Source organism: Paraburkholderia sp. PGU19, assembly GCF_013426915.1.
GTDB lineage: Bacteria > Pseudomonadota > Gammaproteobacteria > Burkholderiales > Burkholderiaceae > Paraburkholderia.
Genome location: NZ_AP023179.1, coordinates 257,946 through 278,481 on the forward strand (window position 1 = coordinate 257,946; position 20,536 = coordinate 278,481).

20 protein-coding genes are annotated in these 20,536 nt (G+C 63.6%); 16 read left to right on the forward strand and 4 right to left on the reverse strand.

Features of this window, described 5'->3' with window-relative positions:
• Positions 1-26: 26 nt before the first annotated feature.
• Both H1204_RS01110 and H1204_RS01115 read right to left on the reverse strand, forming a co-directional pair.
• Positions 27-899: a type III pantothenate kinase gene (locus H1204_RS01110; RefSeq protein ID WP_180729462.1), complete on the reverse strand. Its 873-nt coding sequence runs from the start codon at positions 897-899 to the stop codon at positions 27-29.
• Positions 896-1,801, reverse strand: coding sequence for a biotin--[acetyl-CoA-carboxylase] ligase (locus H1204_RS01115; RefSeq protein WP_180729463.1), 906 nt, complete (start codon positions 1,799-1,801; stop codon positions 896-898). The genes H1204_RS01110 and H1204_RS01115 overlap by 4 nt, the downstream gene beginning before the upstream one ends.
• Before the next feature lie 167 nt (positions 1,802-1,968).
• Between H1204_RS01115 and H1204_RS01120 the strand changes: the two genes are divergently transcribed.
• From H1204_RS01120 to H1204_RS01160, 9 genes are all read left to right on the forward strand, one after another.
• Entirely contained in the window at positions 1,969-3,108 is a 1,140-nt protein-coding gene (locus tag H1204_RS01120; RefSeq protein WP_180729464.1) for an ABC transporter permease, read from the forward strand.
• Positions 3,105-3,995, forward strand: a complete 891-nt coding sequence (locus H1204_RS01125; RefSeq protein WP_180729465.1) for an ABC transporter ATP-binding protein — start codon at positions 3,105-3,107, stop codon at positions 3,993-3,995. The genes H1204_RS01120 and H1204_RS01125 overlap by 4 nt, the downstream gene beginning before the upstream one ends.
• 19 nt (positions 3,996-4,014) lie before the next feature.
• Positions 4,015-4,977, forward strand: a complete 963-nt coding sequence (locus H1204_RS01130; RefSeq protein WP_180729466.1) for an MlaD family protein — start codon at positions 4,015-4,017, stop codon at positions 4,975-4,977.
• Positions 4,978-4,996: 19 nt separating this feature from the next.
• A complete protein-coding gene (locus tag H1204_RS01135) occupies positions 4,997-5,623 on the forward strand; it encodes an ABC-type transport auxiliary lipoprotein family protein (RefSeq protein WP_180729467.1) in 627 nt (208 codons plus the stop codon).
• 30 nt (positions 5,624-5,653) lie between these two features.
• Entirely contained in the window at positions 5,654-6,814 is a 1,161-nt protein-coding gene (locus H1204_RS01140) for a VanZ family protein (protein WP_180729468.1), read from the forward strand.
• 170 nt (positions 6,815-6,984) lie between these two features.
• Positions 6,985-7,308: a (2Fe-2S) ferredoxin domain-containing protein gene (locus H1204_RS01145; RefSeq protein WP_180729469.1), complete on the forward strand. Its 324-nt coding sequence runs from the start codon at positions 6,985-6,987 to the stop codon at positions 7,306-7,308.
• 37 nt (positions 7,309-7,345) lie between these two features.
• Complete coding sequence (locus tag H1204_RS01150) at positions 7,346-7,990, forward strand: alpha/beta hydrolase (RefSeq protein ID WP_180729470.1); 645 nt, start codon at positions 7,346-7,348, stop codon at positions 7,988-7,990.
• Positions 7,991-8,403: 413 nt separating this feature from the next.
• Positions 8,404-9,633, forward strand: coding sequence for a D-alanyl-D-alanine carboxypeptidase family protein (locus H1204_RS01155; protein WP_180729471.1), 1,230 nt, complete (start codon positions 8,404-8,406; stop codon positions 9,631-9,633).
• An 89-nt stretch (positions 9,634-9,722) separates the two neighbouring features.
• Positions 9,723-9,992, forward strand: a complete 270-nt coding sequence (locus H1204_RS01160; RefSeq protein ID WP_180729472.1) for a DUF493 family protein — start codon at positions 9,723-9,725, stop codon at positions 9,990-9,992.
• 31 nt (positions 9,993-10,023) lie between these two features.
• Here H1204_RS01160 and H1204_RS01165 read toward each other — a convergent pair whose 3' ends face one another.
• Positions 10,024-11,043, reverse strand: a complete 1,020-nt coding sequence (locus tag H1204_RS01165) for a transcriptional regulator GcvA (protein ID WP_180729473.1) — start codon at positions 11,041-11,043, stop codon at positions 10,024-10,026.
• A gap of 98 nt (positions 11,044-11,141) precedes the next feature.
• Here H1204_RS01165 and H1204_RS01170 point away from each other — a divergent pair, with 98 nt between their 5' ends.
• The 5 genes from H1204_RS01170 to H1204_RS01190 all read left to right on the forward strand — a co-directional run bounded on the left by H1204_RS01170 (position 11,142) and on the right by H1204_RS01190 (position 17,301).
• Positions 11,142-11,468, forward strand: coding sequence for a DUF2917 domain-containing protein (locus H1204_RS01170; RefSeq protein WP_180729474.1), 327 nt, complete (start codon positions 11,142-11,144; stop codon positions 11,466-11,468).
• A gap of 73 nt (positions 11,469-11,541) precedes the next feature.
• Positions 11,542-12,324 carry a lipoyl(octanoyl) transferase LipB gene (gene lipB, locus H1204_RS01175; RefSeq protein ID WP_180729475.1) on the forward strand — a complete coding sequence of 261 codons (783 nt, stop codon included), beginning with the start codon at positions 11,542-11,544 and terminating at the stop codon, positions 12,322-12,324.
• Between the two features lie 13 nt (positions 12,325-12,337).
• The gene (gene lipA, locus H1204_RS01180) at positions 12,338-13,339 is read left to right on the forward strand and encodes a lipoyl synthase (RefSeq protein WP_180721382.1); all 1,002 of its coding nucleotides are present in this window, start codon (positions 12,338-12,340) and stop codon (positions 13,337-13,339) included.
• 559 nt (positions 13,340-13,898) lie between these two features.
• Entirely contained in the window at positions 13,899-15,185 is a 1,287-nt protein-coding gene (gene ltrA, locus H1204_RS01185; protein WP_243468538.1) for a group II intron reverse transcriptase/maturase, read from the forward strand.
• A gap of 433 nt (positions 15,186-15,618) precedes the next feature.
• Positions 15,619-17,301, forward strand: coding sequence for a Na/Pi cotransporter family protein (locus H1204_RS01190; protein WP_180729477.1), 1,683 nt, complete (start codon positions 15,619-15,621; stop codon positions 17,299-17,301).
• Positions 17,302-17,319: 18 nt separating this feature from the next.
• Here H1204_RS01190 and H1204_RS01195 read toward each other — a convergent pair whose 3' ends face one another.
• Entirely contained in the window at positions 17,320-18,093 is a 774-nt protein-coding gene (locus H1204_RS01195) for a DeoR/GlpR family DNA-binding transcription regulator (RefSeq protein WP_180729478.1), read from the reverse strand.
• 435 nt (positions 18,094-18,528) lie between these two features.
• Here H1204_RS01195 and ugpQ point away from each other — a divergent pair, with 435 nt between their 5' ends.
• Both ugpQ and H1204_RS01205 read left to right on the forward strand, forming a co-directional pair.
• Positions 18,529-19,293 (forward strand): glycerophosphodiester phosphodiesterase, encoded by a 765-nt coding sequence (ugpQ, locus tag H1204_RS01200; protein WP_180729479.1) that lies wholly within the window; start codon positions 18,529-18,531, stop codon positions 19,291-19,293.
• 87 nt (positions 19,294-19,380) lie between these two features.
• Positions 19,381-20,487 (forward strand): ABC transporter substrate-binding protein, encoded by a 1,107-nt coding sequence (locus H1204_RS01205; RefSeq protein ID WP_180729480.1) that lies wholly within the window; start codon positions 19,381-19,383, stop codon positions 20,485-20,487.
• The last annotated feature ends 49 nt before the right edge of the window (positions 20,488-20,536 follow it).

Below are 20,536 nucleotides of genomic sequence, written 5' to 3' on the forward strand. Positions count from 1 at the left end.
AGCTTGCTTGTTCAGTTGCCCGGCGTTCAGGCCGGGTGAGCGTCCGTCGACGGATTGGCCGATGCCTGCGCGGCGATCAGCGCGAGTCCCGCCAGCACGAGCGAGTCGTGACGCGTGTACGGCACGCCGAGCGCCCGCACCAGTTCGCCGGCGGCGCCGCCGCTCACGACGAGCCGCACGGACACTTTCCATTCGTCCTGCAGATCGCGCCACATCCGCTCGATCAGCCCGATCTGCGCCAGCGCGCACCCCGACGACAACGAACGCGGCGTATCCGTGGCGAACCACGCTGCGCGCGCGAGCGGCGCGCTTTGACTCGCGCCGGCGGATTCGCCGTCGAGCAGGCCGCGCGCGGCCGTGGCGTCGAGTGTCGGCAATTGCGCCGTGTGCTCGCCGAGCGAGCGCATCATCAGCGACCAGCCCGGCGCGATCAATCCGCCGACGAACACGCCGTCGGCGTTCAATGCTTCGAGCGTCGTCGCCGTGCCGAAGGTCGCGATCAGCAGCGGCTCGCCCGGGAACGCGGCGCGCGCGCCGATCATGCCCGCCCAGCGGTCGCTCCCAAGCTGCGTCGGCGTGGTGTACGCGTTCGTGACGCCGCATTGCTGCGCGGCCGAGCGGATCGTCGTGCGCGGGAGACCGGGCCAGTGCCCGTCGATGAACGCATCGATTCGGCGCGCCGCCGCTTCCCCGGCTACATTCGATAACCATGCCGAACCGGGTGCGGGCAACGTCGACCAGTCAGGCGCGTGTCTAGATTGCAACGGATCGCCGGTGCCCTTCACCAGTTGGCCGCCGTGCGAAAACGCGCCCGCGTGCGTCTGTGTACCATCCACGTGAACCAGCGCCCATTTGACGCGGCTATTACCCGCATCGATCAGCAGATACGGCGCGCTCATGCAGCGCCGCTTTCGTCGTCCGCGAGACGCAGCGACACGTCTCCCGTCGCGATGGCTTGCTGGCCGGACGGCGTATCGAGCAGCAGTTGCCCGAGATCGTCGACGCCCGCCGCCACGCCGCGCGCGACTTCGACGCCTTGCTCGAACAGCACGACGTCGCGTCCCGCATACGCATGGCAGCCGTTCCAGCGTTGCCGGAACGGCGCGAAGCCTTCCGCGCCGAAGCGTTGCAGCGCCGGGTCCAGCGCGTTTAGTTCGGCGGCGAGGGTGTCAGTGAGATTCGCGCTCGGCAGAGCACGCGACAGCGCCGTCGGCGCCGCGCCGCGCGCCTGCGCAGGCACGCCTGCATTGAGCGCGCCGACCTTCGCGGCGAGTTCCTCGGCGCCCTTCACATTTGTGCCGATGCCGATCACGACGGCGCTCGCGTCCGGCGTGCTCCATGCCGTTTCGATCAGGATGCCGGCGAGCTTGTCGCCTTCGAGCAGCACGTCGTTCGGCCATTTCAGCGCGATCTGGCCGGGACCGGACACGGGCAGCGAGCGCAGGCCGTCGACCAGTGCTACGCCGACCGCGAGGCTCAGTCCCGCGAGTCCTTCGAGCGGTCTCGGCAGCACGCAAGCCACCGAGAACAGCAGCGCATTGCCCGGTTCCGCATACCAGGGGCGGCCACGCCGGCCGCGTCCTGCCGTCTGAAGATAGGCGACGCGCACGATTGGCCGCGCGAGCGCGCCGGGCTCGCGCGGCAGCGCCTTCACACGGGCCATCAGGTCGGCGTTGGTCGAGCCGGTTTCTTCGACGATTTCGATCGGCCAGTCATTGGCGGCCGGGCCGAACAGCGCGACGGCGCGCTGCCGGTCGATTCGCCAGTCGCCCGAAGGGCTGGGGGAGAGTGGAGTATTCATGAGGGTATTTTAGCCACTGCGCCTGTCATCGTGATCGATAGATGCGCTGGCCCCGCTTTGTTCACAAGATGCGCGCGGCATGCCGCACGGGCGGGCATCCCACCAGGGCCCAATCTCGAACGCTTCGTTACAATGCCCGTTAATCCGATAACCACATCCAGCGATCCTTGAACTACGACACTCCTCCCGGCCTCGAAGTCGCGGCAGGCAGCCAGGGCAAGATCGTCCGCCTGTCCGGCCAGTGGACGGCGCTCGCGCTGGCGCGCGACCGCCTGCACGGAAAGGCGCTGCCGCGTTTGCGTGAACTGATCGACAGCCGCGCGCACGTTGCGCAATGGGATCTGTCGCGAGTCGAGCGGATGGACCACGTGGGCGGCCAGGCGCTGTGGCGCGTGTGGGGCTACAAGCTGCCCGTCGATCTCGTCGCGCTCAACGATACGCAGCGCGACATCTTCGACCGCATCGCGCTGCTCGACACCGCACGCGAGAACCCGGAACCCGTGCATCGCTTCGATCCGTTCACGAAGCTCGGCATGGGCATTTTCGCGCTGTTCGAGCATCTGTATGGCGGCGTCGCGATGTTCGGCCGCGTGATCATCGACCTGGTGGCGATCGCGCGCAATCCGAAGCTCGCGCCCTGGAAGGAGATTTCGGCGAACGTCTACAGCGCGGGCACGCAGGCGCTGCCTATCACGGCGCTCGTCGCGTTTCTGATCGGCATCGTGCTGAGCTATCTGTCCGCGCAACAGTTGCGGTTGTTCGGCGCGAACCAGTTCATCGTGAATATTCTGGGGATGTCAGTGCTGCGCGAGCTCGGGCCCGTGCTGTCGGCGATTCTCGTCGCGGGGCGCTCCGGCTCGGCGATCACCGCGCAGATCGGCGTGATGCGCGTGACGGAAGAACTCGACGCAATGCGCGTGATGGGCATTCCGCACGGCCTGCGTCTGATCCTGCCACGCGTGATCGCGCTGTCGCTCGCAATGCCGCTGCTCGTGATGTGGACCAACATCGTCTCGCTGATCGGCGGCGCGCTCGCCGCGAAGCTCGTGCTGCAGATCGACATGTCGTACTTCGCGCGCGCGTTGCCGACCGTCGTGCCCGTCGCCAACCTGTGGATCGGGCTTGGCAAGGGCACGGTGTTCGGCATGCTGATCGCGATCGTCGGCTGTCACTTCGGCTTTCGCATCAAGGCCAATTCGCAGAGCCTCGGCGAGGGCACGACGACTTCGGTCGTCACGTCGATCACGGTCGTCATCCTCGCCGACGCCGTGTTCGCGATTCTCTTTCAGAACGTGGGGCTGTCATGATCGCGCCGCTCACTACCGCCGTACGGGACCAGCCGCTGCCGGAAATCGCGGAAACCGTGATCGAGGTGCGCAACCTCACCAAACGCTATGGACGCAACATCGTCCATCAGCATCTGGATTTTGACGTGCGGCGCGGCGAGATCGTGTCGATCGTCGGCGGCTCGGGTTCGGGCAAGACGACGCTGATGCGTCAGATTCTCGGGCTGGAGCGGCCCACCTCAGGCAGCATCAAGGTGTTCGGCGAGGACATGGCCGCGCTCGACAAGGACGAAGCCCGCCTGATGCGCGTGCGCTCGGGCATGCTGTTCCAGCACGGCGCGCTGTTTTCGTCGTTGTCGGTGTTCGACAACATCGCGCAGCCGCTGCGCGAACTCGGCAAGGTGCCCGAAGACCTGCTGCGCGACATCGTGATGCTGAAGCTCGAAATGGTCGGGCTGCCGTGCAAGCACGCGTCGAAGATGCCGGCGGCGCTGTCGGGCGGGATGGTCAAGCGAGTGGGCATCGCGCGCGCGATCGCGCTGGAACCGGAACTGCTGTTCCTCGACGAACCGACGGCGGGCCTCGATCCGCAGGCCTCCGACGAGTTCGTCGAACTGATCAGCGCACTGCATCGCGCGCTCGGCCTGACCGTGGTGATGGTGACGCACGATCTCGACACGATGGTCGCGCTATCGACGCGCGTCGCGGTGATCGCGGACCGCAAGGTCGTCGTCGCGGCGCCCGTCGAGCAAGTGGCGGGCTACGATCATCCGTTCATCCGCGAGTATTTTCTCGGGCTGCGCGGGCGGCTCGCGTTGCAGGGATTGTCGCCGGAGCGGCGCGCGAAGCTGCCGCCCGAAGCGCTGGAGCCCGCGTCCGAAGCGATTCCGCTGCGTACCGCGCCATGAACGCCGAAGGAACCTGACAATGGAAAACAAATCACACGCCTTCTGGGCCGGGCTCTTCACCGTCGTGATGGTGGTCGCGATCGCTGCGGCGGCGTTTCTGTTCAATGTCGACAGGTCGGTGCGCATACCTTTCGATCTGATTGCGCGGACCAATGTCACAGGTTTGTACCCGGATGCTGCGGTACGATATCGCGGCCTCGACGTCGGCAAGGTGCAGTCGATCAAGTTCGACCGGACGCACCCGGGGCAGATCCTGATCCGCATTCTCGTCGACAAGAACGCGCCGATCACCCATTCGACGTTCGGCACGCTCGGGCTGCAGGGCGTCACGGGCCTCGCGTTCATCCAGCTCGACGACACGGGGAAGGATCTCGCGCCGCTCGTGTCGTCGGCCAAGGAAGTCGCGCAGCTGCCCATGCGTCCGGGCCTGTTCGATCAGTTGCAGGCGCGCGGCGACGTACTGCTGCGGCAGATCGAAAAGACCGTGCGCGATGTCGATTTGCTGCTGTCGCCGGAAATGCGCGACCAGTTGATGGCGACAGCGGCGAGCCTGCAGCACGCCGCCGACGGCGTCACCACGCTCACCGCGCAGATGGGCCCCGCCGTCGGCAAGCTGCCGGGCACGCTCAATCAGCTGGATCAGACGCTCGCGTCGACGAACCGGATGATCACCGGCCTGAACCGTCCGGACGGTCCGCTGCAAGGCACGCTGAACAAGGTCGGCACGGCCGCGCAGCAGGCGGGCGATGCGCTGACGGCGATGAACGCGACGCTGCAGGACATCTCGGCGCGCGTCGGCTACGACACGCTGCCGCGCGTGAATTCGCTGGCGGAAGACGTTCGCTCCGCCGTGCGCGCCGTCGACCGCGCCGCGAGCACGTTCGACGAAGCGCCCAACAGCCTGCTGTTCGGTGCGCCGCGCGCCGCGCCCGGTCCCGGCGAACCGGGCTTCGTGTGGCCCGCGGGCCACGCGGCCAAATGAATTTCAAAGGAAACACAGCATGTCACGCTCGATTAACCGTCTCTTCACCTCGCGCGCCGCGCTCGCTGCGCTGCTGCTCGCGCTCGGCGCGTTGGCCGGCTGCGCGGGCAATCCCGCCGCGCTCTCCGATATCCGATACGACCTCGGCCCGGCGCCGCTGCCCGGCAGCACGGGCACGATGCCTGCCATCAAGGTGCTCGAAGTCACGGCGCCGGCCACGCTCGATTCCGACAAGCTCATCTATCGCATGACGTATTCGGACTCGCAGCAGACGGCCTCGTACGCGAACAGCCACTGGACGATGCCGCCCGCGCAACTCGTCACGCAGCGCCTGCGCAATGCGCTGTCGTCGCGCGGCACGGTGCTCACGGGTGGCGACGGCGTGCGTGCGCCCGTGCTGAAGGTGGACCTCGACGAGTTCGAGCAGGACTTCGACGGCCAGTCCGAGAGTCACGGCTCCGTGACCGCGCGCACGACGTTGTTCGTCGACGGCAAGGTGGTCGGGCAGCGTACTTTCATCGCTCGCGCACCCGCGAGTTCAGCCGATGCCGCCGGCGGCGCGCGCGCGATCGCCGCGGCCACCGACGACCTCGTCGCGCAGATTTCCGCCTGGCTCGGCGTGCAGGCGCTCGTCGCGCAGCAATGACGCGTTGTCGCGCAGTCCCGGGAGCGCTGGATGGCTGACAAGCCGTGGCAGCGGCGGCCGTCGGCGTTTGCGAGGCAGGCGCTGGTGCTGTATGCGGCGCTGATCGTCTACGGGTCGTGGTATCCGTTCTTTGGCTGGCGCTCGCTCGGCATCGGTCCGCTCGACTATCTGTTCGATCCTTTCCCGCAGTATCTGACGGCTTTCGATGTCGTCACGAACGTGCTCGGCTATATGCCGTTCGGCGCGCTGGTCGTGCTCGCCGTGTATCCGCGCTGGCGCGGCGCGATTGCCGTCGCCTTCGCATTCGGGCTCGGCACGTTGCTGTCGGGCTTGATGGAAGCCGTGCAAACCTATCTGCCGACGCGCGTCGCGTCGAATCTCGATCTCGCCGCGAACGCGCTGGGCGCGCTGCTCGGCGCGACGCTGATGTCGCCGTTGACAGGCGCGCTGCTCGATCGCGGCATGCTGCGGCGGATGCGCTTCCTGTGGTTCGAGCGCGATAGCACGGCCGTGATCGGGCTGGCGGCGCTTTGGCCGTTCGCGACGATGTATCCGGCGCCGCTGTTGCTCGGCCTGGGCTCATGGCCGCGCGAGCTGTGGCTGCGCTCGGACGCGTCGATGCAGGATGCGTTGCTCGCCTGGGCGCCCGCCGCGTGGCATGTGCCGGCTTGGCCTGCGCTCGTCGCCGCGTGGATGCCCGACGATGCATGGGAAGCCGTGATCACTGCGCTCAATCTGCTGGCGGCAGGCGCGCTCGCCTCGCTGCCGATGCGCGAGCGCGCGCCGCGCGTGCGCCTTCTGATCGCGTTCGTCGTGGCGACGCTCGCCGTCAAGGCGGGCGCGACGTTTCTGCAATCGCAATCGGGCCTCGCGTTCAACTGGGCGACGCCTGGCGCGCTGATCGGTCTCGCCGGCGGTTTCATCGCGATGCTGCTGACGCTGAAGCTGCCGCGCAGTTCGCGCGTTGCGCTCGCGGCGATCGCGCTGGTCGTTTCGCTGGTGTTCGTCAATCTGCTGCCTGTGAATCCGTATTTCGACGTCGTGCTCGCCGACTGGCGGCAAGGCCGCTATCTGCATTTCAACGGCCTTGCGCGCTGGCTCGCGTGGATGTGGCCGTATGCGGCGCTCGTGTGGGTCGGGTTGTCGGCGGAACGCGCATTGCTGTCGAAGCGGCGCGGGTCGCGTGCGTAGCGGGCATGCATGCTGGGTCGATGCCGTTGCAGCGACGCCATCGACGCCAGCAGCGATCTGCGATGTTCGATCCCCGTCGTTATAATCGACGGGACCTCTTATCCCCGCTTGCGGCGAGCCGCGTCATGCATGCGCAGCGCTTCGCCCACGCACCTCACACGTCGGCCATCATGGATTCCTTCTTCAAGTATCACGTCTTTTTCTGTCTGAATCAGCGCGAAGAGGGCGCAACGCGTCCGAGTTGCGCGAACTGCGGCGCGCAGGAAATGCAGGAATACGCGAAGAAACGCGTGAAAGAACTCGGACTCGCCGGTCCCGGCCAGGTGCGCATCAACAAATCGGGGTGTCTCGACCGCTGCGAGGAAGGGCCGACTGTCGTCGTGTATCCAGAAGGCGTCTGGTACACATACGTCGACAAGAGCGATATCGACGAGATCGTCGATTCGCATCTCGCCAACGGCAAGATCGTCGAGCGCCTGCTGATCGACCGCTGATCCGTACCGTTTCAACCGCGTCACTCGTCCATACAAGATGAACGTACACACGAAGAAATATCTGATCGACGGCCCGGTGGGCAAGATCGAAGTCGCCGTCGACGTGCCCGACGCCAGCCGCGACGGCGGCGCCGCGCCGCGCGGCATCGCGCTGGTCGCGCATCCGCATCCGCTGTTTGGCGGCACGATGGACAACAAGGTCGCGCAGACGCTCGCGCGCACGCTGGTCCAGCTGAACTACATCACGTATCGCTCGAATTTTCGCGGTGTCGGTGAAACGCAAGGCACGCATGACGCGGGCGTCGGCGAGCGCGACGATTTGCGCGCCGTGCTCGACCACATGCGTGAACAGCCGGGCCACGCCGACCTGCCGCTCGTGCTCGCGGGCTTTTCGTTCGGCACGTTCGTGCTGTCGCATGTCGCCGCGCGGCTGCGTGAAGAAGGGCAGGAGATCGAGCGGATGGTGTTCGTGGGCACGGCGGCGAGCCGCTGGGAAGTCGCGCCCGTGCCGGAAAACACGCTCGTGATTCACGGCGAAACCGACGATACCGTGCCCATCCAGTCGGTTTTCGACTGGGCGCAGCCGCAGGAACTGCCCGTCGTCGTGATTCCGGGCGCCGAGCATTTCCTGCATCGCAAGCTGCATATCCTCAAGCGCATCATCGTCGACGCGTGGCGCTGATTTCACGGCGCCGGCGCATCGCGAAAACATGAGCGGCCGCGTGCCGCTCATGTTGTAAAAAGCCCTCGAAAAATGCGGGAAAACTCCATGACGTACGGCAAATTGTCAGGCGGCAGCACGTATAATGAGCGCTCTTTTTTGGGCGCAGCATTGCCCGTCTGGTGGATCGAATCGCCTCGCTCGTGAGTTCATGGCAGCGGATTCGGCGCGAGATGCGAGGCGCGCTGCGCGAACCGACCGCGTGACAGACAGTCTGACAAGCAGTCAAAAACATGCCGTGCCGCGCTTTTGTCACTTTTTCACCTGTACCGCCTGTGACATTCGCGCGCGGCGTCGACTGCCAGTCCGGCATCACGCGAAACATCCGAACTGCGCATCCTGCGCATCAGCCCATTTCTGCCCGAATCGATCCTATGCGCTTTTCGAATCCCGGCTCTGTCAGCCTTCCCAGCCTCGCTTCTTTCGTTCCGCAATCCGTCGCCAGCAAGCTGGCGCTGGGCCTTGCGCTGCCCGCCGCGCTGATCGCCGGCACGGCGTTTGCGCAGGTGCCGCCCCCGGGCGTGAACGCGCGCTCGTGGGTGCTCGTCGATGCCACCAGCAACCAGGTGCTCGCATCGGGCAATCCGGATGAACGCGTCGAACCGGCGTCGCTGACCAAGCTGATGACGGCTTACCTCACGTTCGAGGCGCTGCAGACCAAGAAGATCACGATGGATCAGTCGATCAATCCGAGCGAGGCCGTGCGCCGCGTGAAGAACGACGAATCGCGCATGTTCATCGAGGCGAACAAGCCTGTCACGGTGCACGATCTCGTCTACGGGATGATCATCCAGTCGGGCAACGACGCCGCTATCGCGCTGGCTGAACTGGTGGGCGGCAGCGAGGCGCAGTTCGTCAACATGATGAACGTGGAAGCGCAGAAGCTCGGCATGAAGAACACGCACTTCGCCGACGTGAACGGCATGCCCGACGCGCAGCACTACACGACGGCGGGCGACCTCGCCATCCTGTCCGCGCGTCTGATCCGCGACTTCCCTGACTACTACAACATCTTCTCGGTCAAGGAATTCACGTATAACAAGATCAAGCAGCCGAACCGCAACCGTCTGCTGTGGATCGACCCGACCGTCGACGGCCTCAAGACAGGTCATACGCAAGCGGCTGGCTACTGCCTGATCGCGAGCGCGAAGCGTCCGCTGCCGGGCGCGCCCGATGCGTCGCGTCGTCTGGTGACGGTGATGATGGGCGAGCAGAAAGAACACGACCGCGTGCAGGACAGCCTGAAGATGCTGAACTACGGCTATTCCGCGTACGACGCGGTGCGTCTGTACAAGGCGAATCAGGTGGTCGAGACGCCGCGTGTCTACAAGGGCTCGCAGGATACCGTGAAGCTCGGCGTCAAGACGGACCAGTACATCACGCTGCCGAAGGGCATGGCCGACAAGGCCAAGCCGCAGGTCGAGCACGTCGATCCGCTGATCGCGCCGATCGCCGAAGGTCAGCAGGTCGGCACCGTGAAGTTCGTCGCCGACGGCAAGACGCTCGCGCAGGTGCCGCTCGTCGCGCTGCAGGCGGTGCCGCAGGCGGGCATTGTCGGCCGCGTGTGGGATTCGATGATGCTGATGTTCAACAAGAAGAAGTAAGCCGGTAAAAGGTAGAAAACCTGCGGCTTGCTTTTTCGCCGCTCGCAGTCATATAGGGTGATTGCGAGCGGTGAGTAAAGGAGTCGAGCATGAATGCCGTGAATGAGTCATTGATAGATTTTCCGTGTGATTTCCCCATCAAGGTGATGGGCAAGTCGCACCCCGAGTTCCAGACGACGATCGTCGAGGTGATCCGCCAGTTTGACGGTGGTTTCGACGCGGAACGTATCGAAGTGCGGCCGTCGAGCGGCGGCAACTACACCGGTTTGACGGTGACGGTGCGCGCGCTGAATCGCGAGCATCTGGATGATATTTACCGGGCGTTGACCGGGCACCCGATGGTGAAGGTGGTGCTGTAAATGATGTTCCGGCGAGCGGACGCGGGCGCGCTCAGCGCTCCGTCTGCGCCGCCGCTTTCCGGACGTGCAATGCGTCCTGCTCAGCTTGTGTCTCTTTCTTTCCCTGCGTTTTATCGATCGTCGAGCGCTTCGCGCTCTCGCTACACGCGCTCTCGAACAACATCCGAAACCGCCCGACTTCGTCGAACACCCAGTCGCGGAACGCCTTCACGCGCGCTGTCTGCATGAGTTGCGGCGTGCAGATGAAGTAGTACTGCCACGGGCTCGGTCCATCGATATTGAACAGCCGCACTAGCCGGCCCGCTGCGACTTCGTGCATCGCGAGCGAGCGGCGGGTCAGCGCGACTCCCTGGCCGTCGATGGCCGCCTGCAGCAGATTCGACGAATCCTGATACAGCACGCCGCGCTTAGGCTCGGGCCAGTCCGTGAGTCCGGCCGCGTCGAACCACGGACGCCATAGCTCGTCGTCGGAGCGCAGGAGCGGAACGTTGGCGAGATCGGTGGGCACTTTCGGCAGATTGCCGCCGTTGAAAGTCGGCGAGCACGCCGGGAAGAACATCTCTTCGAGCAGCAGTTCGGCGTGCAGCCCCGGATAGGGGCCATTGCCGAAACGAATCGCGCAATCGACGTCGTCGCGGGCGAAATCAGTGAGCGCGTTGGTCGACAGCAGTTCGAGATCCCACTGCGGATTCGCCTCGATGAACCGGCCGATGCGCGGCGTCACCCAGCGCGCCGCGAACGACGACAGCATCGACACGACCAGCCGCCGGTCGCGGTCGCCGGCGCGAATCTCGCGCGTCGCTTCCGCCAGCGAGATCAACGCCGTGCGCACCTGCGCGGCATAGCGGCGGCCGATATCAGTTAGCCGCACGCGCTTGCCATCGCGGGCGAAGAGCTTCACGCCCAGCTCTTCTTCGAGCGCGCGAATCTGATGGCTGACGGCGCCGTGCGTGACGTACAACTCGTCGGCGGCGCGCGAAAAGCTCTCATGGCGGGCGGCGGCCTCGAAGGCCTTGATCGCGTTCAATGCAGGTAGCTGGCGGAGGTCCATCGCAATTTTTCTCACATACGGGTGAAAATAGATCGTTTGGCGTAAACCCTTGTCGCATATAGGATTGTAGCCATGAAACGATTTTTGGCGAGGCCATCATGCGAGAAATTTCCTCTAGCATCACGTTTGAAATCGTAGCTGGTGAAACCGTTCCGATGAAGATCACGCGCAGCACGCGCCTGGCTGTTTCTGGCGGCGCGGTGTGGGCGACCCGCAGCGACGACGTCGAAGATTACTGGCTCGAGCCGGGCAAGACGCTGCGTCTGCGGCGCGGCGAGCGGCTGTGGCTGTCCGTCGAGCGCGGCACGCAGGCGCGGGTTGCGTTTTACGTGCCGACGCGGCCGGAGCAAAAGGCGCTCAACTGGGCCGCGCGCGTCAGCGAACGCCTTGGCGCATGGCTGCGCGCCGGATGGCGCACCGTCTGATCACGGTTTCTGATCCCAGTTATTGCCCGCGTGGCCGGCGAGGCGCGCGGGATTTCGGTAAACTGCCGGAATCATGTGTGCCACGCCGGTTTCACCGTCCCCCGAGTCTTCGAGTTCCATCCAGCCTGACGCCGTTGCGTCCGACGCCGCAGCGCAAAGCCATTCAGCGCAGCCGGTGATCGTGCGCTGGCGCGGCTCGGAAGACTATCAGGCCAGCTTTGACGCGATGCGCGCGTTCACCGATTCGCGCACCGCCGAAACATCTGACGAAATCTGGCTCGTCGAACATCCTCCCGTTTTCACGCTCGGCCAGGCGGGCGATCCCGCGCATCTGCTCACTGCCGACAGCAGCATTCCGCTCGTCAAGGTCGATCGTGGGGGCCAGATCACGTACCACGGCCCCGGCCAGGTGGTCGCCTATCTGCTGCTCGATTTACGCCGACGAAAGCTGATGGTGCGTGAACTGGTGACGCGGATCGAGCAGGCCGTAATTGACACACTCGCGGCGTATAATCTGGCCGGTGAACGCAAGGCGGGTGCGCCGGGCATCTATGTCGCGCCTGAGCAGCCGAACGCCGGATTGCACGTTGGCGCGAAGATCGCCGCGCTGGGCCTGAAAATCCGTAGCGGGTGCAGTTATCACGGCGTCAGCCTCAACGTGAAAATGGACCTGCAGCCGTTTCTCGCCATCAACCCATGTGGTTACGCGGGGCTCGAAACAGTCGACATGGCGACGCTAGGCGTCGCAGCCGGCTGGGACGACGTAGCCCGAACCCTTGCAGCAAGCCTCATCGCCAACATCGACGGCATCCCCGCAGCCGTCGGCCTACCGCAGGCCGGTGCCATCACCGCCTGACTGGAACGAACGAATGACTGACGTTACCGCGAATCCCGCAGCCTCGAGTCCTGTCAACGCCGCCGCTCCGGCGCCCTACGACGCGACCGCCAAGCAGAAGGCGCAAGCCAAGACCGCGCGCATTCCGATCAAGATCGTTCCGATCGAAAAACTGAAGAAGCCCGACTGGATTCGCGTGAAGGCGGCGACGGGCAGTTCGCGTTTCTATGAGATCAAGCAGATTTTGCGTGAGCACAATTTGCATACGGTGTGCGAGGAAGCGAGCTGTCCGAACATCGGCGAGTGCTTCGGCAAGGGCACCGCGACGTTCATGATCATGGGCGACAAGTGCACGCGCCGCTGCCCGTTCTGCGACGTCGGCCACGGCCGTCCCGACCCGCTCGATCCGGAAGAGCCGCTGAACCTCGCGCGCACGATCGCCGCGCTGAAGTTGAAGTACGTGGTGATTACGAGCGTCGATCGCGACGATCTGCGCGACGGTGGTGCGGCGCACTTCGTCGAGTGCATCGCGAAGACGCGTGAGCTGTCGCCGGAAACGCGCATCGAAATCCTGACGCCGGACTTCCGTGGCCGTCTCGATCGTGCAATCGGCATCCTGAACGCAGCGCCGCCCGATGTGATGAACCACAACCTCGAAACGGTGCCGCGTCTGTACAAGGAAGCGCGCCCGGGTTCAGATTATGCGCATTCGCTTAAACTGCTGAAGGACTTCAAGGCGCTGCATCCGGACGTCGCGACGAAATCTGGTTTGATGGTTGGGCTCGGCGAAACGGAGGAAGAAATCCTTCAGGTGATGCGTGATCTGCGCGAGCACAACGTCGATATGCTGACGATTGGGCAGTACTTGCAGCCTTCGGAGCACCATCTGCCTGTGCGTGCCTATGTGCACCCGGACACGTTCAAGATGTACGAGGAAGAAGCGTACAAGATGGGGTTCACGCATGCGGCGGTTGGCGCGATGGTGCGGTCGAGTTATCACGCTGATGTGCAGGCGCACGATGCCGGCGTGGTGTGAGGTTTGTCTTTGTCTATTGGCTGATGCCGTCTGACTGAAAATGCCCGCGCAAGCGGGCTTTTTTTTGGTGTGCCGAGCATGCCCAACAGCTTGGGGGTGAAAGTCCCCTGCCCAGCCTGATGGTGGCGAAGGGCTAGCGAAACGCAAGGGCGTCGTCGCGAGGCGGGGTCTGAAGGAAGCGCGTAGCAAAGCCACGACCTGACGAACAGAAACCAGATACGAGGCCTACCCGGCCGGACGAGCGAGCCAATGATCGCGAAGTCCACAACCATCAAGGGCTGGGGTGGTAAATCTGGCGGGTGTGTGGCGAAGGCGGTTGTGCTTACCCCGGGAGGCCTGCCTGGTGTCCTGGAATCAGGACTGAACGGCTCGTAAGGGCTATTGATCGCCGAGCAGGAGTCAGCAGCGGGCATATTAGGGCGGCGACGCCTGAAGGCCCAAACGGAGAGGAGCGGCGAATAAGCCGGAGAACTCGACATGGGAACGCAGCAGGCATCGCGTCCTTGATAGCAGAGGAAGGGGTGAAGCCCCGGTGGTTGCTGATCGAGGGGCTGAACCTATGGCGGCGGACCCCGAGCCTGAAAGCCCGTCGGCTTGTGACCGACTGATGGAAGAAGTCTGCGAGAGGGAGAACCTGCAGCAGGCGTTGAAGCGTGTGAAAGCGAACAAGGGTGCACCGGGCGTGGACGGCATGACGGTTCAGGCATTACCGGCGTACCTGCGTGAGCATTGGCCGTCGATAAAGGACGCGCTGCTGAACGGCACGTACAAGCCCCAACCTGTGAGACGAGTCGAGATACCCAAGCCGGACGGAGGTGGCGTGCGCAAGCTCGGCATTCCTTCTGCGCTCAACCGGCTCGTCCAGCAGGCGGTATTGCAGGTGCTGCAAAGACAGTGGGACCCGACGTTCTCGGACTCCAGTTATGGCTTCCGTCCGGGACGCTCGGCGCATCAGGCCGTGGCGCGCGCGCAGGGCTACATCCAGGCAGGACATGGCTGGGTGGTAGACCTGGATTTGGCGCAGTTCTTTGACCGCGTGAACCACGATATCCTGATGAGCCGGGTGGCAAGCCGGATCAGCGACAAGCGTATGCTGAAGCTGATCCGTGCGTTCCTGACGGCAGGCGTGATGGAACACGGGCTGGTTGGTGCAACGGACGAAGGCACGCCACAAGGCGGTCCCCTGTCGCCGCTGTTATCCAACCTGATGCTCGACGATCTTGACAAGCTGCTTGAGCAACGCGGACTGCGGTTCGTGAGGTACGCCGACGATTGTAACGTCTACGTACGTAGCGAACGCGCCGGCCAGCGAGTGATGATGGGCCTTAAAGCCTTCCTCACTGGCAAGCTCAAGCTGACGGTCAACGAAGCGAAGAGCGCAGTCGCGCCACCACACACGCGGAAGTTTCTGGGTTTTACCTTCTCGAGCCGGGAACAGGTCAAACGGCGCATTGCGCCCAAGGCACTGACCCGCTTCAAGGAGAGGATAAGGGAACTGACACAGCGCACACGAGGCATCAGCGTCGACCAGATGATTGGTACGCTGAAGCGGTATCTCACTGGCTGGCGTGGCTACTTTGGTTTCTGCGAAACCCCAAGCGTGTTGAAGCGCCTCGATGAATGGATTCGTCGCCGCATCCGCTGCTTCTTCTGGAAGCAATGGAAGCGTGGCCGGACCCGTTTCAAGGAGCTGACTGCCCGCGGGGTTAGCCGTGATCTAGCCGCTCGGACCGTTGGATCGCCGCACAATGCATGGCGCCTTAGTTGTAGCCCCGCGCTGGGTCTCGCACTGCCAAACCGGTATCTACGTTCTCTTGGACTTCCCTCGGTCGGTCCAGCCGGCTAACCGATCCGAGCCGCCGTGTACGGACCCGTACGCACGGTGGCGTGGGAGGGGTCGGGCCGCGAGGCCTGCCCCTATCCCGATTGGTTCATCGCACGTTGCTGGTGGTGTTTTTGCTTTTGCGCTGGCATCCGCGTTATGCCTTCGTGCTTCAAGCGTCGCCCCGCACAGGGGCAACGCTTGAAGCAAGCTAACAAATCACGGATGCCAGCGCAAAAGCAAAAACCCCAAAACCGCACGCGCACCGCCAAAACACACCCCAGCATGCGCAGCCCTCCACACATTTTGTTGCAAATGCCACAAAAAACCAAAACACACAAAACTACAACAACGCAAAACTATGCAACACTAGCCATCAAGAGATCCGGACGCCCGCGTCCCGCAACAACGACGCAGGCTTTCCGGGCGATCGCGGAAGTCCTGAAGCGTCGTGCCTATGTTGATCCTGTTGAACTTGCTGTCGGGTGTCGCGTTGCTGGTGTGGGGCACGCATATCGTGCGCACCGGTATTCTGCGCGTATGGGGCGCCGATCTGCGACGCGCGCTGGCGCGCAGCACGAATAGCCGTGCAAAGGCATTCGCCGCAGGTGTCGGCGTCACGAGCCTCGTGCAGAGCAGCAATGCCACGGCGATGATCGTCACGTCGTTCGCAGCCCAAGGCATGCTGCCGCTCGCAAGCGGCCTCGCCATCATGCTCGGCGCGGATGTCGGCACGGCGCTGATGGCGCGCATTCTCACACTCGATCTGTCGTGGCTGTCGCCGTTTCTGATCGTCTTCGGCGTGCCGCTTTTTCTCTCTCGCAAACAGAACCGCCTGGGCCAGGTCGGCCGCACGGCAATCGGGCTGGGGCTGATTCTGCTGGCGCTGCATCTGATCGTCGAAACCGCGCAGCCGATGATGCACGGCGCCGGCGTGCGCGTCATGTTCGGCGCATTGACGGGCGACACGATGCTCGATGCGCTGGTCGGCGCGACCTTCGCCGTCATTTCGTATTCGAGTCTCGCAGCCGTGCTGTTGACGGCGACGCTCGCGTCGTCGGGCGTGATCTCGCTGAAGGTGGCGCTGTGTCTCGTGATCGGCGCGAACCTCGGCAGCGGACTGCTGGCGCTGGCGGGCACGGTCGCGCAGAACACGGCGGCGCGTCGGCTTGCGCTCGGCAGCCTCGCGTTCAAGCTCGCGGGCGCGTTGCTGATCCTGCCGTTCACGTCGTTGCTCGCGCGTGGCTTGCCTGTCCTGATCAACAATCCACGCGAATCCGTAGTCGGCTTCCATGTGATCTACAACACGCTGCGCTGCTGCGCATGCATGCCGCTGATCGACACCGTCGCGCGTGCGTGCTGCCGCGTGCTACCCGAGCGGCCGGACCCGAACGGCCAGCTTCGTCCGATTCATCTCGACACCGCGTCACTTGCCACGCCTGCACTCGCGCTGTCGAACGCCGCGCGTGAGGTGCTGCGCATCGGCGATATCGTGCGCGCGATGCTCGACAACGTCTCGCATCTGATCCATCACAACGATCTGACCAAGGCCCGCGACACGATCCGCATGGACGATGACGTCGACCATCTGTATGCCGAGGTCAAAACCTATCTCGCGCGCATTTCACGCGAGCAACTTGACGACACCGACAGCCGCCGCTGGACCGATATCATCGCGCTGACGATCAACCTCGAACATGCGGGAGACATCATCGAGCGCATCGTCACCGATATCGAAGAGAAGAAGATTGCGCACCGCCTCTCGTTTTCGGAAGAGGGCTTGAGCGAACTCGATGATTTGCATACGCGTCTGGTCGGTAATCTGCAACTGGGCATGTCGGTGTTCCTGAACAACGATCTGCGTTGCGCGGAGTTGCTGCTCGCGGAGAAGGAACGCTTCCGCGATCTCGAGCGCGCGTATTCGTACAAGCATCTCGACCGCCTCGCGGGTCAGACGTTGCGCAGCGTCGAAACGAGCGCGCTGCATCTTGATGTGATCAGCGACATGAAGCGGCTCAACTCGCTGTTCTGTTCGACCGCTTACCCGGTACTCGACGCGGCAGGCGCGCTGCACGATACGCGTTTGCGCAAACGCATGCATGAAGAGGTGCCGGGCGTCACGGTACCCCAACAAATGTGACGCACCGCACACACGACATCACGCAAGTATCACTTTCCCCACTTTGCGCTTCAGTTGCGCGAACGTCGCGACTTCCGTCGCCTTGGGATTGGTGATCAGCAGATCGATCTTTTCGGGCGGGCAATATGCGATGCGGCTGCGCTGGCCAATCTTGCTGTAGTCCGCGAGTATCACGACGCTATCCGCATTGGCGACCATCGCGCGCGCGACTTCCGTTTCCGCGCGATCGTAATTGCTCGCGCCGTGCTTCGGATCGACGCCAACAGGCGACAGCAGCGCAATATCCGCGCGATAGCGCTGGATATCGAGAATCGTCGTCTCGCCCGTGGTGGACAACGCGCGGTCGCTGATCGAGCCGCCTAGCAGAATGACTTCATTTGCTGACGCCTCGCGTTTGTCGGGCGCGCCGCGCATCTTCATCGCGACATCGATCGAATTGGTGATGATGGTGAGATTGGCAAGCTTCGCGAGTTCATCGGCGAGTGCCGCCGTGGTCGTGCCAGCATCGATGAAAAGCGTTTGTCCGCTCGCGACCACTCCCGTCGCCGCCTTCGCGATGGCCTTCTTCGACTTCACATGCGTCTGCGCGCGTTCGGAGATGGGCGCCTCGTCGGCGGGCTTGATCGCGCCGCCATGCACGCGGCGCAACTCGCCGAGCGCTTCGAGATCGAGCAGGTCGCGCCGCACGGTTTCGCGCGATACGCCCAGGTCCGCCATGATGCGCTCGGTCGACACGCGTTTGAGTGTCGAGAGCAGCGCGCGTATTCGTTGATGACGGTCTTCCTGCCACATACGTATCGTTCCTCGCCTGGTCGTATTTAACGTTTTGCGTGCTGCTCACGCTTTGCTCTTTGCACCGTTGCCATGCGCGCGTTTCGGTATAAACCACTACCAACGGATTATGTCGATGCGATGTCAAAATGCATGACAGATGGGTTGCCTGTGTCCTTTGCGGTTGTATTTTTTTGGGAGCTTGCAACTTTGGGTATTTGTATTTAGCCTTCGCATTTTGAGACATTCGCGCCCGATTTGAAACATCGCGAACAGCGCATTTTCGAAAACGAAATGAAATATCCGCTGGGTAATGTTCCTGGCAAGCGGGATGTCGTGCATTGACAGGCTTGCGTCGCTTCGCGGATGGAAGAGCATCCATTCGCGATCCTCAGAATAAGATACATCGGCGCACGCAGGCCGCAGTTCCATCAGATCTTTGTGAAGGCAAGCACGATGGGCAACGGGATCGATCAGGCATTAATCGCAGACTGGCCGTATCCACGGCTCGTCGCGCATCGCATCGGCGGCAAGCTCGCGCCGGAGAACACGCTCGCGGGCTTCGAGATGTGCGCGCGTTTCGGCTACAAGATGATCGAGTTCGACGCGAAGCTCTCTTCCGACGACCAGACCTTCCTGCTGCACGACGACGACCTCGACCGCACGACCAACGGCCACGGCCCGGCCGCGCAGCATACGTGGCATCAACTGGCATCGCTCGATGCCGGCGGGTGGTTCGATTCGCGCTTCGCAGACGAACGCCTGCCCACACTCTCACAGGTGGCGGCGCGCTGCGCGACTGAAGCGATTGCAGCGAACATTGAAATCAAGCCTTGTCCTGGCCGCGACGAAATCACGGGGCGCCTTGTCGCGCTCGCGGCCAAAGACCTGTGGCGCGCGCAAAAGCCGCTCCTGTCGTCGTTTTCGTTCGAAGCGCTAAAGGCCGCGCGCGACGCCGCGCCTTCGCTGCCGCGCGGCATGTTGTTCGAGGCGCTGCCCGACGACTGGCTCGCCATCGTGCGCGAGCTGGGCTGCGTATCGCTGCATGCGAACCACAAGCATCTGACGCAACAGAACATCCGCGCGATCCGCGATGCCGGCCTGCGCGTACTCGCATACACGGTGAACGATCCGGCGCGCGCGCGTGAACTGGCGAAGTGGGGCGTTGACATGATTTGTACCGATCGCCTCGATATGATCGGCGCGGACGTCGTGAACTAGACAAAGAAGCGTGCGTAAGTGCACATCGAAAGACGTCGACATGCAGTTTTCCTAACGTAGCAATTTTCGGCAGAGGATGAGAAAACTATGAAACCGACCACGTTGCGTTGTTTCATTTCGGCGTCGGCGCTGGCCGGCGTGGCAGCCGCGGGGAATGCCGTTGCAGCGCCGCCCGATGCGCTCGTCGCAGCGGCGAAGCAGGAAGGACAGTTGACGGTGATCGCGCTGCCGCACGACTGGTGCGGCTATGGCCCGATGATCGCGGACTTCCAGAAGAAGTACGGCATCAAGGTCAACGAACTGAATCCCGATGCCGGGTCCGGCGATGAAATCGAAGCGATCAAGGCGAACAAGGGCAACAAGGGTCCGCAGGCGCCCGATGTAATCGACGTCGGTCTGTCGTTCGGTCCGGCGGCGAAGGCGCAAGGTCTGCTGCAGCCGTACAAGGTGGCGACGTGGAAGTCGATCGCGAATGAGAACAAGGACCCTGAAGGCTACTGGACGGGCGACTATTACGGCGTGCTGTCGTTCGAAGTGAACGCCGACATGATCGACAAGGTCCCGACTGACTGGGCCGATCTGCAAAAGTCCGACTACAAGAACGCCGTGTCGCTCGCGGGCGATCCGCGCTCGGCGAACCAGGCAATCCAGGGCGTGTACGCGGCCGGTCTTTCCGCCGCCAAGGGCGATGCGAGCAAGGCGGCGCAAGCCGGCCTCAAGTACTTCGCCGATCTGAACAAGAACGGCAACTTCGTACCGGTGATCGGCAAGGCCGCATCGCTCGCGCAAGGCACGACGCCGATCATCGTGCGCTGGGACTACAACGCGCTCGCCGATCGCGACACGCTGAAGGGCAACCCGAAGGTGCAGGTGGTCGTGCCGAAGACGGGTGTCGTCGCGGGCGTCTACGTGCAGGCGATCAGCGCCTACGCGCCGCATCCGAACGCCGCGAAGCTGTGGCTGGAATACCTGTACTCGGACGAAGGCCAGATCGGCTGGCTGACGGGCTATTGCCACCCGATCCGCTACAACGAGCTCGTGTCGCAGAAGAAGGTGCCGCAGGCGCTGCTCGACAAGCTGCCGCCCGCATCGGCGTACAAGAACGCCGTGTTCCCGACGCTGCAGCAGCAGGACGCGACAAAGGAAGTCGTGACGAAGCAGTGGGACTCCGTGGTCGGCGCAAACGTCAAGTAAGCGCTGCATGATGCGATGCGGGCCAGGCTTTCGGTCCGCATCGCGCGCC

What these genes read in the sequence shown, in the direction of transcription:
- H1204_RS01110 (WP_180729462.1), bottom strand. Translation starts at nt 899, where the DNA reads ATGAGCGCGCCGTATCTGCTGATCGATGCGGGTAATAGCCGCGTCAAA.
- H1204_RS01115 (WP_180729463.1), bottom strand. Translation starts at nt 1,801, where the DNA reads ATGAATACTCCACTCTCCCCCAGCCCTTCGGGCGACTGGCGAATCGAC.
- H1204_RS01125 (WP_180729465.1), top strand. Translation starts at nt 3,105, where the DNA reads ATGATCGCGCCGCTCACTACCGCCGTACGGGACCAGCCGCTGCCGGAA.
- H1204_RS01130 (WP_180729466.1), top strand. Translation starts at nt 4,015, where the DNA reads ATGGAAAACAAATCACACGCCTTCTGGGCCGGGCTCTTCACCGTCGTG.
- H1204_RS01135 (WP_180729467.1), top strand. Translation starts at nt 4,997, where the DNA reads ATGTCACGCTCGATTAACCGTCTCTTCACCTCGCGCGCCGCGCTCGCT.
- H1204_RS01140 (WP_180729468.1), top strand. Translation starts at nt 5,654, where the DNA reads ATGGCTGACAAGCCGTGGCAGCGGCGGCCGTCGGCGTTTGCGAGGCAG.
- H1204_RS01145 (WP_180729469.1), top strand. Translation starts at nt 6,985, where the DNA reads ATGGATTCCTTCTTCAAGTATCACGTCTTTTTCTGTCTGAATCAGCGC.
- H1204_RS01150 (WP_180729470.1), top strand. Translation starts at nt 7,346, where the DNA reads ATGAACGTACACACGAAGAAATATCTGATCGACGGCCCGGTGGGCAAG.
- H1204_RS01155 (WP_180729471.1), top strand. Translation starts at nt 8,404, where the DNA reads ATGCGCTTTTCGAATCCCGGCTCTGTCAGCCTTCCCAGCCTCGCTTCT.
- H1204_RS01160 (WP_180729472.1), top strand. Translation starts at nt 9,723, where the DNA reads ATGAATGCCGTGAATGAGTCATTGATAGATTTTCCGTGTGATTTCCCC.
- H1204_RS01165 (WP_180729473.1), bottom strand. Translation starts at nt 11,043, where the DNA reads ATGGACCTCCGCCAGCTACCTGCATTGAACGCGATCAAGGCCTTCGAG.
- H1204_RS01170 (WP_180729474.1), top strand. Translation starts at nt 11,142, where the DNA reads ATGCGAGAAATTTCCTCTAGCATCACGTTTGAAATCGTAGCTGGTGAA.
- lipB (WP_180729475.1), top strand. Translation starts at nt 11,542, where the DNA reads ATGTGTGCCACGCCGGTTTCACCGTCCCCCGAGTCTTCGAGTTCCATC.
- lipA (WP_180721382.1), top strand. Translation starts at nt 12,338, where the DNA reads ATGACTGACGTTACCGCGAATCCCGCAGCCTCGAGTCCTGTCAACGCC.
- ltrA (WP_243468538.1), top strand. Translation starts at nt 13,899, where the DNA reads ATGGCGGCGGACCCCGAGCCTGAAAGCCCGTCGGCTTGTGACCGACTG.
- H1204_RS01190 (WP_180729477.1), top strand. Translation starts at nt 15,619, where the DNA reads ATGTTGATCCTGTTGAACTTGCTGTCGGGTGTCGCGTTGCTGGTGTGG.
- H1204_RS01195 (WP_180729478.1), bottom strand. Translation starts at nt 18,093, where the DNA reads ATGTGGCAGGAAGACCGTCATCAACGAATACGCGCGCTGCTCTCGACA.
- ugpQ (WP_180729479.1), top strand. Translation starts at nt 18,529, where the DNA reads ATGGGCAACGGGATCGATCAGGCATTAATCGCAGACTGGCCGTATCCA.
- H1204_RS01205 (WP_180729480.1), top strand. Translation starts at nt 19,381, where the DNA reads ATGAAACCGACCACGTTGCGTTGTTTCATTTCGGCGTCGGCGCTGGCC.